We start from the raw sequence: 14,581 nt of genomic DNA on the forward strand, positions 1-14,581 counted from the left end.
CTAGATTGATGCGCTTGGTGTTATTCATAGGGATAGAGAGCATAGTCCAGCTTCGAAAAGAAAAGGGATGAATGAAAAAGCAGTTTAAGCTGGTCCTTATTTATTATCTAACTTTTTAGTTTTGATTAAAAGGTACTGTTCTTAAGCTGGGGCGTACTATCTATGCTTTAGTCTATTAGTAACTATTCATCGAATCTGAGTGAAGAATTGTTCACATTCATGGATATTTAAAATAGTATAGCTAAAGGTCCTATATTTGGGCGTCAGCCATGGCGTACTTAACTTAAGTGCATTGTATTAAATAGTCAGCTCTTTTTCTTGTGGGCAAGCATACAAGAGCTTACATATTTACACTGCTGTTATTCCTATATCCTCAAATAAGAATATGAATATTGTTGCGTTTTGTAAAAATATAGAAAAAATACAACTGGAATCATGGACGATATATCCAGAAAAACAATTACTAACAGACAACGATAAAATTGAAAGGGAGTTGGAGCCTTTGCTATTTAGAATGCTGTTATATTTTATTGATAACAGTCATCGCATTGTCACGCGCCAAGAGCTCACAGACGAAGTTTGGCAACAGCCTTATGTTGATGATAATGCTATTAACAGAGCGATTTCAGAATTACGCAAAGCACTAAAATCTGACAAGCAACGTGGCCAGACTTTGAAGACACATTATCGGACTGGCTATAGCTTTGTTTTAGATGTGGAGATCATCTATAAAGGAACGGACGCTAAACAGCATCTCGCGAAGGAGCCTCAAGGGCTAGCTCAAGACAGTACGAGGGCTCCGGATTCACAATCCCCTTATATTTCTAAAAACACTTCTACTCGTTACAACGCAAAGCTTATGTGGGGCTCGGTGGCGCTGAGCGCCTGTATGTTTGTTGGGGTGTTAATCAATTCATATTTATCTTCGCCTAATGTAAACGCACATCCTGGCTCGAGCAGAGGTAACTTTAATGACTATGTTACGCAGCTCGATAAAGAGATCCTAACGTGGAGCAAGGGGTCTGTGGCATTCCAAGAAATGTCTCCAGATAGTGCACTATTAGCATATTCATTTTTAGCTGAAGGGGAGCGCACCTCAGCACTTTACGTTAAGGATATGAAGTCCTTACAAAATATTAGATTGGTGAAAAAGGAAGGTGTGAACGTCATGCCTACGGGGTGGGCTGAAGACCATTTACAGCTTTATTATCAAGTAAGCAGTATCGGAGAAAATAAAGTTTGCGAGCTTTGGTCAGCGACCTTTGAACCGGGGTTGCTCGATGCGCGACATGAGAAAGTCTGGGATTGCAGTGCTGAGCGTAGAATGAGTGTAACGAGTATGGATGATACCTTGCTGTACACTAAATATGATTATCGCGACAGGCCATATATATCAGCTATTTTTAGCAAAGACTTAAAAAGTGGGACTGAGTTTCAGGTAACCTCACCCAATATTCGTTTTAGTGGCGATTTTTACGTTAAATTGTCTCATAACAAACATGATATTTTGTTTTTACGCTCGATCAAAAATGGCACTGCCATTTTCAAAGCCAATGCTGATGGCAGTGATCAAGAGTTGTTAGTGCGTCTAAACTATAAGCTTCGTTCGGTTGAATGGTCAGAAGATGACAGCCGAGTAATGTGGTTTGATCATAATGAAAACAAGCTTATGACCTATGAATTAGCGACAAAAATTGTATCGAGCACCTATTACCCACTGGAGAAAGAAATACACGGTTATATGGTTGTGTCGCCTGAGCAGCTAATATTCTCGACTAAGTTATTAGATGGTAATATCTATCGAATTGATGAAGGTGATGACGTACCTTCGTTAATTCCCTTCTCTGTATCGGATGCGACAGAATCTTTAGTGGCACCATTCAACCATGCAAATGGCGGGATATACCTGGCCCGAGGTGCTAGGAATCAATCATTGTGGAAAATTATTGAAGGTGTACGCACCAAGTTATTAGAGTTGCCAACCACTGAAATCGTTGATATTGCGCTATCTGCAGATGATAGCCAGATACTCGTCGCATACCAAAATTACCTAGAAATCATTGCTATGAGTAATTTAGAGGTTGTCGATAGTATTGCTGTTAGTGACACAATCGCAGATGCTAATTGGGGACTTCAAAACAATATTTTGATGACGCTAGTGAAGGATACGAGCGATGCATGGAGTTATAATCTTGCTGAGAAAAAATTTGTCCGCTTGACTAAAAAGGGCATTCACTCTGCCAGAATGATAGATGAACATCACTTATATTATTTTGATAAGAGTTACAGGCTTTTTAAACGTGACATTGTGACAGGCAAGGAGCTAGAGCTGTTAGACTTATCGGATACAACCCATTTAAGTTGGTCTATCACTGGCAATTTTGTTTACTTTAGTTCTGGTAATAGCGTAAGTAAAATGGACTTGAATAGTCTCGTTGTGACACGTTTATTAAATGTTGAGCGTAAAACAGACTCTTTCTTTGGTATTTTTACAGGGGCTAAAGAAGGGCAAGTGTATGTCTATGCTAAGCGGTTGCAAAATAATCACTTGTTGAATGTGTCGGTTGCCAAATAAGCAATGTTTTGAGCTCAATCTATTGTAATTAAATAAGAGCTCGCAATTTACCTCCATATTACCCATTGACAGCTTAAAAGCTTCTTTCGTTGTAATTCATTAATTATGTATATGAGAGAAGCGCAAAGCGACTACATGCTATGTATTGCTGTATACATTGTTAGCCTCTTTACACTCACCGGCATTGCTTTCTATATGCTAAGTTCAATTCACTGATAATTTTTACTGTCAGCGATGACGTCGCATGACGCATTTTTGGGCGCCTATTTTTTACTGCTTCTGTAAAAAATGACAGTTACTCTGATTCTTCTGTTTTACTACTATGGGCGTGCGCGTTAAGCAATATTCCTGAAGGCGATTTTGGTATATGCACAGTATTCAAGGCTGTTCAAATACATAGCTGTATGCGATTTATTGGCTTAAAGGATATAGCAAAGTTGCAACCAATTAAGTAGTAAAAGGAGTGCATAAAGGATACTGAAGTTCGCGCACTAAAAATAATAATAAAGAGAGAAATTCGGTCGTGACAAGGATGTCACATCAGGGAGTGGCGAATAAACAGTATGGAGACTATGACACACATCTGAGTTTTCGGATTAGGGCAAGATGCCGACCATACTGAGTTCTCGCAGGGAAGAATAGTGATAGCTTGAGGCAGGACTGGAGCGCTTTGACTCACGGAATCGGAATGCCTTTTCGTTTTCTGGCAAGGGAGCTAACCTCACCAATTGATATAAGGAGATACAGAAAAGTGCAGCACAGCAAAGTGCGGTATTGAAGTAGATCGGTCGTAATTGGGTTTACTATTCAGTTTTGCCTTTTCGTTTTTGGCAAGGACGCCAACCCTCCTACAACAGGCCTATTCTATATTGGCAAATACGCTAACCGAGTATAGCCGGAGGACGTATAGATTCAGGCACAGTGGCACCAAATCCGCTAAGAGGAGATGTAGGGCTGCCTATATTTATTCCTTAAAAACTAAAAGCAGGGTAATATCATGAAAATAAAATTAAGAAATTGCAATTTCCCAAAGTTATCTATCACAAGCACTGAGGACAAGGCGCAAGAGGCAATGTGCATTGCTGGTGGTGTCAAAGCTCGCCATACATCAAACAATGGCTTGGTGATTATGATATCTTCAATGCGCCGCGGTTTAGATAGCATGTGCTAATTCGAACCGCGAGCTTGGCTGGAGTGATTTGACAGCTTTGCTTTTACTGATTCAGCTTTATTTAAGAGGCAGAATCAAGCACTGGTGCTTGAGTGGATAAGCGATAATACTGTTTAGGCGGGATGAAAGCCTCTTTAGAGGCTGTGATTGAATAAGTATTTTACGATTGCTTGCTGTCTGTTTGCGCTGTTGGTTTTTATAATACAGTTACTTAAGTGAAAGTTCACCGTCCGCTCTGAAATCCCCAGTATTTGGCTGATCTCCCATGATGTTTTTCCTTCTGACGCCCATAGAATGCAGTCGCGTTCGCGTTTTGTGATGTTAATTCTCTCCTTAGATAAACACCTTTTTAAAGCAAGTAATAAATGGGGCCCTAAAATACTCCAATACCACTCTTGTTGTTGCGAGGAAAAAAAGGCACTACTTGTGATGAATATAGAACCTAAAATACCACTCACACCTCTAATAGGAATCGCCAGAGCATGTGCACAACCTTTCAGATCTATCGAGTAGGCGCTGCAGTATTCTCTGCAATTTTCATAAATTAGGTCTAATGAGGTTTCTTCTTCGATATCTCGACAATGAGTCCCAACGATGTGATGGTGATAAGAGGTTGGGGACAGTGGTTGGAAACCTATCATATGTATAGAGTTGCATTGAGTGATAGTTGCAACTTCACTCAACCATTCCTCTATTTGAGTTAGTGAGTGAATCCTTTCTGCTTTATTGATGAGTGGTTTAAAACTCAGTATGTCTGCAAATGTACTTTCTAAGTTGTTGTTAGTCATCTCAATTCCCGCATTTGATACGCATTGGTTATGTGTATAGTGGCGTTAATTGTATTTCCTTGCAAATTTTTAAATTTAAAAAAATAAACAGTAAAAACAATGATTTAAGGTTGTTTATTATAATTAAAATGGTTGTGTAATAGAATCTTCATACGTATGTTAGCGCAGGCTATGATTTATTAATTATTCCGAATCATTTAGAGCCGCATTTTTCAATTCTGTTGCTGCGTGCTATTCAATTTTATGCCTTTTAGGGACTTGAATTTGGTTAAATGGTTTCTGGAGATAACAGAACTGTCGGCTGTTTAAGATATGGCAATAATACAGATTTAATAAGGAGCGGTGTTCAATCGATGCTCGTTTTTGAAGGAGCAGCAAGGGACTATTGTTTAATTAAGGTGAAGGCTGACAGCACCCTGTATGGGAACACTCAAATGTGCCGTGCCTATTTCGGTCCACAACTTATAGAGTCGGTATGACAAGGTACATTAGAGGATACATTAATGTGCATCTTAGACAGGAAGTAACTCTGGTTTAGGGCCGTTTATACGGTATTAAGCGCGTTATAAACGGTGCATAAGCCGGCCTAATATTGAATTAGTCTGCGAATCAGAAGTGAAAAAGCGCCCTAAAACAATCAGCGGACACGGGTGCTGGCTGTAAGGACGCTTGTAAAATTAGTCGGTAACGCGATTACAGTAATTCAGTGAACTTAAATGACTCTCCCATGCCAAGCACTCGCACTTTAAAGTTTGGCTTGAATGTTTTGGCTGCGTAAGCCAATCTGCGCAGGGGTTCATTGACATGTTCAAAGCCCAGTTGCCAAGTACCATATCCCCAGGGGACAAATACTTTACATTGAAGATCTTGGGCTGCTTGTAGCGCATCTTCTGGGGATAAATGCACACTTCTGAAATGTTTTCCGTAGGTAACAATCGGCATCATACACACATCCATATTTCCATATTTCTTTTGAATATCCTTGAAAATAGGGCTATAGCCCGTATCACCTGCAAAATAGATAGTCTGTTCACCTGCTTTAATGATCCAGCCACCCCAAAGGCTGTCATGCTGGCCAAAAATACCATGTTTAGAATAGTGGTGCGCTGGAACAAAATGAATATTGCTTTGTTTATATTTAACTTCAGTAAACCAGTCTAAAGCATACACATTGTTGTAGCGTCCGACTAATTCGCTTTGCATCCCCAAAGGTAAAAATATATCTACGTCTTTCCCAAGTTTTGATAATGTTTCATTTGAAAAATGATCATAATGACCGTGGGATATCAGTACACTGTCAACAAAGGCTAAATCTTTGGGTTCAATAGGCGCAGGTCCCAAGCGCTTCAGCTCATCAAATATCATAGTGCCAAGCTTGCCTACAATGCCATCGAACTCTCCGAAAACAGGGTCAGTTAAGTAACTATTGCCCAAACCATCTTGGATTAAAAAACTTGCATGGCCTAACCAAGTAATCACATTACGAGATTGACGGTTTATTGATGTTGGATACTGGTTGTTTGCAAAATTATAACCATGACTTTTATCGAACCCTGAATAAGCCAGTCGAAAAAAACTATCTGCTATCGGTTTCCTTTCTTCGGTTGTTAAAAAGTCCATCGTGTCGATTTTATGACGTGGCAAAAGCTCCTCAAACGGCGAATCATAAAGGTTTTCAAAGGGTTTTACAGAGTCTGCGTGCTTTTTAATAACTGGTAGCGGCGTTTGGTTGGAGTTGCACGCCACTACCAGCATTGCTGAACACAGTCCAATGTATTTAACCGCTCGCATTGTTGTTCCTTACAATTCTAAATGATGTTGGATACTACGCACTTTGCGATTGCTTGCAGCCTATTCGCACTATTGGTCTTTTCAATGCAATTGGCGAGGTGGAAGTTTACTGTACGTTCCGACACCCCTAAAATTTGGCTAATCTCCCACGACGTTTTACCTTCACAGGCCCACAGTAAACAATCTCTTTCCCGCTTAGTTATTGGTATCAACTGTTGCTTTGATATTTTTATATAAGCACGCACTAAATGCGTTGCTATGGGTGACCAATACCAGCATAAATGTTCGATTTCTTGGGGGTTTTCAATATGTAAAAGTATTGCCCCATGCTCATTGTGGCCCGCGTGAACAGGCAGTAAATATAGATTTCGAGGATATAGGTTGCCAAATTGATGTAAAGCGACAGGTAAGGCATCACGATGACAGTGTTCCTGTATTTCCTTTCTTAATAACAGTTGACGTATGTCACCGGGCAGGCGCCCAAATACTTTACTTTCAAGTGAAGTCGGTGTGATGTGATTGAAAGCAATGAAGCCCACAAATCCAGATACAGAAGGTCCCTGAAGTTCAGCTACTAAGTCGCGAAAGTCAGTTTCTGTTTTAACATTATCTATTTTTTTAACGATATTACTAAAAGCAATCTGGGTGCAATTGTCCGTGGTCATTTTTGTAGAAAGTGCTGCATTCATTGCTACTACTCCATTCAATGTATTTCATTAAATATCAGAAGGGCTAGTCACAGATGTGTCAGAGCTATCATCCGATACAGGTGGAGTGCTTGTTGTTTTAAGCTTGTATTGAGAAGTTGCCCCACCATTAATAACTTGAGTCATTTCAGCGGGTAGACGTTTATGGTCTTGGCTAAGGTTTTTGATGTTCTTTTTTATAATTGTTAGATGCATCATCGTGTCCTTGGTGTTTGATATTTTAGTTTATGCTTAATTATTTGGGCCTGAGGGAACTGTGACCGACGTATCAGAGCTGCCGCCATGTAATTCTGGCATTGAGCCACCGTTGATAACTTTTGTCATATCAGCAGGAAGGCGCTTTTTATCTTGGCTAAGGTTTTTAATGTTCTTTTTATTAATAGCTAGTTTCATATTCATGCCCTCTGCGCATTAAGCTTGGTGATCCGGACCAGAAGGAACCGTGACTGAAGTGTCGGAGCTGCCGCCATGTAAATCTGGCATTGAGCCGCCTTTGATAACTTTCGTCATATCAGCAGGAAGACGCTTTTTATCTTGGCTAAGGTTTTTAATGTTCTTCTTTGTGATAGCAAGTTTCATTGTGTGTCCTTTATTTACTTATTTTTTATGTAGAGCTCGTAATTCTTTTTAGTTATTTATCTTGTTTTACTTCCGTTGGTTGAAGTGTTTTTGTCTGCGCTACAACCTGGTTCCTAAGGTAACAAGATTTTCGCAAAAGTTAATTACTAGAAGGTTATGATTTGTATATAAGGTTTTGGTGTAAATCTTTGTTTTATAAGCTTTGGTATACTCTTGAATGGTTTAATTAGAACTTTTTATCGTTTTTTTTGGCCAATTTTTATGCCAATTACTGCGATTTTTGCCAGTGTTTTTCTGGGGAAACTAAGGTAAGTACACCACTTGGGTGTGCCTATTTTGGCGGAGCAAATGTGCCGTAGACCCGTTTTAACATCATGATTGTTTAAATAGAAGGTGGATAATAAATTCAATTTGCTTATAGAACCTAGTGAATACTCTATAAACACACGACATTGCTCGTCAGATGAGTGTTAATAGCGTTAATTTGACTATTAATTGAGATAAATATAGTTAAAATATCAGCAATCATTTCCGGCTCATTTTACAAACTGCGAATATGTTTGACTGTACACATGGAGTGGCAGTCTTAAAGTGTGTGAAATGTAAAGGGGATAGTAAGTAAAAAAAGGATTCATCACTGATGTCACTAAATACAGTTATTTTAGCCGCGGGTAAAGGTACTCGTATGCGATCGAACTTACCTAAAGTTCTTCACCCAGTTGCTGGCAAACCAATGGTTCAGCACGTTATCGACAATGCTGTTGCCATGGGGGCAAAAGCCACCAACTTGGTGTATGGTCATGGCGGAGAGTTATTAAAAGAGCACTTAGCGCACAATGAAGTTAATTGGGTACTTCAGGAAGAGCAGCTTGGCACTGGGCACGCTGTGGCTGTGGCTAAAGAGCATATTGCTGATGACGATACTGTACTAGTGTTGTATGGAGATGTACCGCTTACTAAGCGTTCTACTCTAGAGAGGCTTCTGGCTTCGACACCAGAAAACGGTTTGTCTGTGTTGACGGTTACACTAGATAACCCTATGGGTTATGGTCGCATGCTGCGAGAAAATGGCAAATTGGTCGGCATTATTGAGCAAAAAGATGCTTCTGCAGAGCAATTAGAAATTCGAGAGATAAATACGGGCATTATGGCTGCTAACGGTGGGCTACTTAAAAAGTGGCTAGGGCAGTTATCTAACAATAATGCACAGGGTGAATACTATCTGACTGACATCGTTGCGATGGCGCATGCTGAAGGTGTAGAAATTAACTCTGCGCAGCCTGATGATGCGATGGAAGTTGAAGGTGCTAATAACCGTGTTCAACTTGCAGCGTTAGAGCGTGCTTTCCAAGCCCGCCAAGCTCATGAATTAATGATAAATGGTGCAAGCCTTGCTGATCCAGCACGTATTGATGTGCGTGGTGAAGTGACCACTGGACAAGATGTTGAAATAGATATCAACGTTATTTTTGAAGGTAAAGTTGAAATTGGAAATAATGTTCGTATCGGACCAAACTGCGTATTAAAAGATTGCCAAATTGGTGATGGTGCAGTGATAAAAGCAAACTCAGTAATTGAAGAAGCACAAGTCAAAGCGCTGTGTACTGTGGGTCCATTTGCACGATTACGACCAGGTGCGTTATTGGAAGAAAACGCGCATGTTGGCAACTTTGTAGAGATGAAAAAGTCTCGTTTAGGATCTGGCTCTAAGGCAAACCACTTTACTTATTTGGGCGACACCATTGTCGGTGAAAAAGTGAATATTGGCGCAGGTACCATTACGTGCAATTATGACGGTGTGAACAAGTCACAAACTGTGATTGGTGATGGGGCATTTATTGGCTCGAACTCTTCGCTAGTTGCGCCAGTTAACGTTGGGGCACAAGCGACTGTGGCTGCGGGTTCAGTTATAACCACTAAAGTTGCTGACCAGCAGTTGGCGGTTGCTAGAGGGAAGCAGCGTAATATCTCAGGTTGGCAGCGACCCACCAAAAAAGCTTAACTGATATTAAAAAGGGAATTTAATTCCCTTTTTTTGTATCTCATTTCTTTCTCGAATCCAAAATGATACATTAAGAGAGGTTAATTAAAATTTAACAATAAAAACAATTAATTCAGGTGTACAAGTTATTATGGAAAATCTCTTTCGCAAAGAAGTACTAGAGAATAAGCGACACCGATTAGAAGGAGCTGTGAGTTTAGTTCAACCACCCGTGTTTAAAACACTCACCTTTCTGATCTTATTTGTGGTGATTATCAGCATTATATATCTTGCCGTTGGAAGCTATGCGAGAAAGGAACGTGTATCTGGCGTATTAGAACCAAATACGGGTATTCTGAACATGGTTGCTACGCAAGAAGGCGTGATCGCGCAAGTGTTGGTAGAGGAAGGGCAGTTTGTAGAGGCCGAGCAGCCGATACTTAGGATTGCTTCTGCAAAGCACAGTACGCAAGAGCTAGAGTTAAATCAGGCATTGGTCAATCAATACACTTTTCAATTACAAAATCTCGAACGCCTCATCGCGCAGCAAGAACAACAATATCAGCTAGATTTAAACGAATTAACACAGCAAAAAATCAGCTCAGAAAAGCGTTTAGATGAATTAAACAGTCAGCAAGCCACATTTTCGCAACGTCTCGAATTAAATAAGCAAATGGTTAATCAAATCAGTACTTTAAAAGGGACTGGATATATCTCTGAGCTAGAGTTGCAAAGGCAAAAAGACACGCTTTTATCTCTTCAGCAACAGTCGTCAAATATGCGTTCGGAAAAGCTCAATCTAGAATCGCAGATAGAACAATTTAATACACAGCTTGAAAAGCTCCCCCTGGCGCATGATGAGCGCATTAATCAACTTAAATCTGAACGTGCTCAGCTTAAAATACAGTTAACATCGATAGAGCAGCAGAGGCTAGGCGAGTTAAGAGCGCCTAAAGCTGGCGTTGTAACCGGGCTACTCGCTAAAGTCGGGAAAAATGTCACCTCGGGGCAAAAATTATTAAGTGTGATCCCAGAAAATAGCCAGATGCAGGCCGTTATTTATGTGCCAACTTCGGCGTTTGGTTTTATAGAGCAAGGCCAACAAGCGAAGTTGCGATATCACGCTTTCCCTTACGAGAAGTTTGGGATTTACGGTGGAGAAATTAAACAAGTTAGTACCAGTCTGATATTGCCTGAGGAAGCCATTATTCCCGGTATTATTAGTGAACCAGCTTATCGCGTCATCGTGTCGCTGTCTGAACAGGAGATTCAGGCATATGGAAAATCAACGCCATTGCGTGCAGGAATGATGTTAGATGCAGATATCATCATTGAAGAGCGCTCGCTATTACGATGGTTATTTGATCCGGTATTTAGTATTAAAGGACAGCTGTAAGCTGCAATAACGATAATAAAAGGCTTAATATGTACGAGGAAGACAATTCACCGGTACAAAAATTACAGTTTTGGTCGAGAAATTCACTGCCTATTATTTTGCAGTCTGAAGCCGCGGAATGTGGGCTAGCCAGTTTAGCAATGGTGGCTGCTTACCACGGCTATCACAGTGATTTGACGACCTTGAGGCAAAAATTTAGTATATCAATAGAAGGCGCAACGCTACTTGATATTATGCATTTTGCTGAGCAATTGGAGCTCAGTTCTCGACCTTTGAGAATAGAGTTAGAAGATCTAGACGCGTTGCAAACCCCCTGTATCCTACATTGGGATATGAACCATTTTGTAGTGTTAAAAAAAGCCAATGAAAAACGCATTGTTATTCATGATCCGGCTTCTGGCGAAAAGACATTTACTTTAGAAGAGGCTTCAAAACACTTTACTGGTGTTGCGCTAGAGCTTACACCGACCAAGAGTTTTGAAAAGCAAGAGAAAAAGCCAAGTTTGCGATTTGCGGACTTTTGGAGTCGCATTACTGGTTTAAAGCGCTCTTTACTGCTCATTTTCTTGTTGTCTATTTTGTTGCAGGTATTTACGCTTGCGGCGCCATACTATATCCAGCTTGTCATAGATGATGTCGTTCTGACAGGGGATACAAATTTATTGACCGTATTGGCTACTGGCTTCTTCTTGGTCCTGGTGTTTGAGATTGCCACAAATGCGCTGCGAGGGTTCACGTTACTTCACTTTGGTAATCAAATGAACATCCAACTGGGTGCCAATTTATTTCACCACTTGGTGCGTTTACCGATTTCTTATTTTGAGAAGCGCCATATGGGTGATGTGGTTTCACGGTTTGGCTCATTGCAGCAAGTTAAGCAAATCCTGACAACGGGTGTGATCGAAGCCATCATCGATGGTTTGATGGCGATCATTACACTTGCGATGATCTTTTTTTACAGCCCAACACTCTCGCTGGTGGTATTAACAGCGGTCATTGCCTATGCATTGGTTAGGGTGGCCATGTATAAGCCGTTTAGAAGTATCAGTGAGCAAGAGATCATGGCGCGCGCTGAAGAGAATTCCAATTTTATGGAAACGGTGCGTGGCATTCAAACAATCAAGTTATTTGGCTCAGAGGTAAAACGCGAGGGGCAATGGCAGAATCGATACGCAAATGCAATAAACCAAAGCATTCGGCTAGGTAACTTTCAAATTGGATACGAAGCCATTAACCGTGCATTGTTTGGGATCGAGAATATTCTCGTCGTTTACTTAGCGGCACACCTTGTTTTGGACGGTGGTTTTAGTACCGGTATGCTGTTCGCATTTATGTCTTATAAGCGCCAATTTATGGACAAGACGGCTAACTTAATAGAAAAGCTCATCGAATTTAAGATGGTAGGTTTGCACTTTGACCGTATTGCGGATATTGCGCTGACAGACAAGGAGACACTGCAGCCTGAAAAGCTTAAGAAGCACACTGTTGCAGGTAAAGTTGAACTGAAAAACATCTGCTTTTCATACTCTGACGCCACGCCAAATGTTTTAAACAACTTATGTTTGGAAATTAATGAAGGCGAATCGGTCGCCATTACTGGCCCATCTGGTTGCGGTAAATCAACGTTATTAAAAATTATGCTGGGGCTTAACCAAGCCAAAAGTGGTGATGTATTGATTGATGGTGTACCCATTGAGCAAATTGGTGCACGGCAGTATCGACAGCAAATTGCAGCGGTGATGCAAGATGATGAGCTGTTATCTGGCTCGGTCGCAGATAACATCGCTTTTTTTGACTCGCCAATCGATATGGAGCGAGTTGTTTATTGCGCACAAATGGCGGCGATACACGATGATATCAGTCAAATGCCTATGGGGTATGACAGCTTAATCGGCGATATGGGATCCTCACTTTCAGGTGGCCAAAAGCAGCGAATTATCTTAGCTCGGGCGCTTTACAAGCAACCTAAAATTTTGTTTATGGATGAAGCCACCAGCCATTTGGATACCAATTTAGAATCGGATATCAATGAGGCTGTCAGCAGGCTTGATATGACCCGCGTTATCATTGCGCATCGTAAAGAGACGATAGCATCGGCAGATCGCGAGATTCGACTACAGAAAGTAAAGGTAGAAGAACTCCAACCGGAAAGTGAATAATTGAATGCGCCCCTGTTTGTGGGGCGTAGCACTTTTTTATTTCCTGACTTTTGATTGAGTGCAATGTTTTCGCGCACCGAAAATAAAGTTTAAACAACCTAACTCAATAAACATTTGAATGGATATTAACTGTTGAGCTGTGTATTTATTTCAGTTAGTTTCTATTGATAAAACAAAAAGAATAACGCTTTATTATCTAAGGAAGATCATGGCAGAGCTATCTATCACAGACAACCAACGTCAGGAAGTAACGGAGATCATCGCGCTCTTGGCAAGCCGCGTGAGTGACAATCTTAAATCAGGGCAAGCACACCAAAATGGCCTTTTGAGTGGTATTGCGGGCCAGCTCTTGTTTTTATTCAACGCTTATCAATTTGACCAAAGTATGGTGGATGAAGCTGTATTCAGCGATATGCTAGAAGCGTTACAAGAGCAACTCACCGATCAAAGCTTTGAACTAAGTAATGGCCTTGCGGGGCAAGCCTGGGTACTTGAGTATTTTAACCAAGCAGATCAAGAAGACTATGACCCGCAGCTACTAGATGATGTCGACGAACTATTCGCTCAGGCACTCGATCATGACCCTTGGCCCGGTGAGATTGAAATGGTACTCGGCTTGAGCGGTTATGCACCGTACGCGGCTCGCCGCGCCAAATATTCTGAGCAGCATAAATTATACAGCACAATCGTTGCGGGCCTTGAAAGTACAGCAACGTATTTTGACAATGGCCACATCGCTTGGTCTCAACCTGCGGAGTCTGTGTATCGATTTGATACAGATGACAAAGACAAACCGGAGTTTAACCTTGGTTTGGCACACGGGGTTCCAGGTATGATTGCGGCTCTTTTACCTGCACACAATATCCCTTCTCTGAATGCGCGAGTCAGCAAATTATTGTCTGGGGCATGTGACTGGTTAATCGCACATCAAAATAACAGCGATAACGAAAGCGAGCGTCACTCTTGCTATGGTTCGTGTGCAGGTTCAGATGAACACTCTAGATTGGGGTGGTGTTACGGTGATTTGACTATTGCCATGATATTAGCCCGAGCAGGTAAAGCACTCGATCGCCCAAGCTATGTTGAGCATGCATTAGAGGTCGCTCTTCATGCTTGTAAACGCGGTGCTGTTGATGGCTACATTAACGATGCGGGTGTATGCCATGGATTCGTTGGTTTAGCCCTGATTTTCAATTTACTCGATGAGTTGATGCCACATCCAGAGCTTAAAGCCAGAAGTGTTTTTTGGCTTGAATACAGCCTTGAAAAGTTCCGCGAAGACGGCGTCAAAGCATTCTATTCATACAATGGAGTAGAGAAAGTCCATGTAGAAGACTTTGGTTTTTTAATGGGATATGCCGGTATTGGTTGTGCGTTTATTAGCTTGTTGAATGGTGATTCAAGCTGGACTGAATGCCTACTGATGTCTTAAGG

Annotated in this window: 12 protein-coding genes; 6 read left to right on the plus strand and 6 right to left on the minus strand. The window is 41.1% G+C overall.

Annotated features, from left to right (window positions below):
• Positions 1 to 385 precede the first annotated feature (385 nt).
• Together N480_RS08230 and N480_RS25265 are read left to right on the plus strand one after the other, a co-directional pair.
• Positions 386 to 2,575 carry a winged helix-turn-helix domain-containing protein gene (locus N480_RS08230; RefSeq protein ID WP_063372034.1) on the plus strand — a complete coding sequence of 730 codons (2,190 nt, stop codon included), beginning with the start codon at positions 386 to 388 and terminating at the stop codon, positions 2,573 to 2,575.
• 997 nt (positions 2,576 to 3,572) lie between these two features.
• On the plus strand, positions 3,573 to 3,746 hold the full coding sequence (locus tag N480_RS25265; RefSeq protein ID WP_155732791.1) for a hypothetical protein: 174 nt from the start codon (positions 3,573 to 3,575) through the stop codon (positions 3,744 to 3,746).
• Positions 3,747 to 3,880: 134 nt separating this feature from the next.
• Here N480_RS25265 and N480_RS25900 read toward each other — a convergent pair whose 3' ends face one another.
• From N480_RS25900 to N480_RS25275, 6 genes are all read right to left on the minus strand, one after another.
• Positions 3,881 to 4,534 (minus strand): helix-turn-helix transcriptional regulator, encoded by a 654-nt coding sequence (locus N480_RS25900; RefSeq protein ID WP_063372035.1) that lies wholly within the window; start codon positions 4,532 to 4,534, stop codon positions 3,881 to 3,883.
• Positions 4,535 to 5,227: 693 nt separating this feature from the next.
• Positions 5,228 to 6,325, minus strand: coding sequence for an MBL fold metallo-hydrolase (locus N480_RS08240; protein ID WP_063372036.1), 1,098 nt, complete (start codon positions 6,323 to 6,325; stop codon positions 5,228 to 5,230).
• A 17-nt stretch (positions 6,326 to 6,342) separates the two neighbouring features.
• A complete protein-coding gene (locus N480_RS08245) occupies positions 6,343 to 7,014 on the minus strand; it encodes a helix-turn-helix transcriptional regulator (RefSeq protein ID WP_063372037.1) in 672 nt (223 codons plus the stop codon).
• A 27-nt stretch (positions 7,015 to 7,041) separates the two neighbouring features.
• Positions 7,042 to 7,227, minus strand: a complete 186-nt coding sequence (locus tag N480_RS08250) for a hypothetical protein (protein ID WP_063372038.1) — start codon at positions 7,225 to 7,227, stop codon at positions 7,042 to 7,044.
• Positions 7,228 to 7,263: 36 nt separating this feature from the next.
• Positions 7,264 to 7,425 (minus strand): hypothetical protein, encoded by a 162-nt coding sequence (locus N480_RS25270; RefSeq protein ID WP_155732793.1) that lies wholly within the window; start codon positions 7,423 to 7,425, stop codon positions 7,264 to 7,266.
• Between the two features lie 18 nt (positions 7,426 to 7,443).
• Entirely contained in the window at positions 7,444 to 7,611 is a 168-nt protein-coding gene (locus N480_RS25275; RefSeq protein ID WP_155732794.1) for a hypothetical protein, read from the minus strand.
• A gap of 640 nt (positions 7,612 to 8,251) precedes the next feature.
• Between N480_RS25275 and glmU the strand changes: the two genes are divergently transcribed.
• The 4 genes from glmU (at position 8,252) to N480_RS08270 (ending at position 14,579) form a co-directional block, all read left to right on the plus strand.
• Positions 8,252 to 9,613, plus strand: coding sequence for a bifunctional UDP-N-acetylglucosamine diphosphorylase/glucosamine-1-phosphate N-acetyltransferase GlmU (glmU, locus tag N480_RS08255; protein WP_063372039.1), 1,362 nt, complete (start codon positions 8,252 to 8,254; stop codon positions 9,611 to 9,613).
• A 130-nt stretch (positions 9,614 to 9,743) separates the two neighbouring features.
• Entirely contained in the window at positions 9,744 to 10,988 is a 1,245-nt protein-coding gene (locus tag N480_RS08260) for an HlyD family efflux transporter periplasmic adaptor subunit (protein WP_063372040.1), read from the plus strand.
• Positions 10,989 to 11,017: 29 nt separating this feature from the next.
• Entirely contained in the window at positions 11,018 to 13,147 is a 2,130-nt protein-coding gene (locus N480_RS08265) for a peptidase domain-containing ABC transporter (protein WP_063372041.1), read from the plus strand.
• 208 nt (positions 13,148 to 13,355) lie between these two features.
• A complete protein-coding gene (locus tag N480_RS08270; RefSeq protein WP_063372042.1) occupies positions 13,356 to 14,579 on the plus strand; it encodes a lanthionine synthetase C family protein in 1,224 nt (407 codons plus the stop codon).
• Positions 14,580 to 14,581: the final 2 nt, after the last annotated feature.

This window comes from Pseudoalteromonas luteoviolacea S2607, assembly GCF_001625575.1.
GTDB classification, from domain to species: Bacteria; Pseudomonadota; Gammaproteobacteria; order Enterobacterales; family Alteromonadaceae; genus Pseudoalteromonas; species Pseudoalteromonas luteoviolacea_E.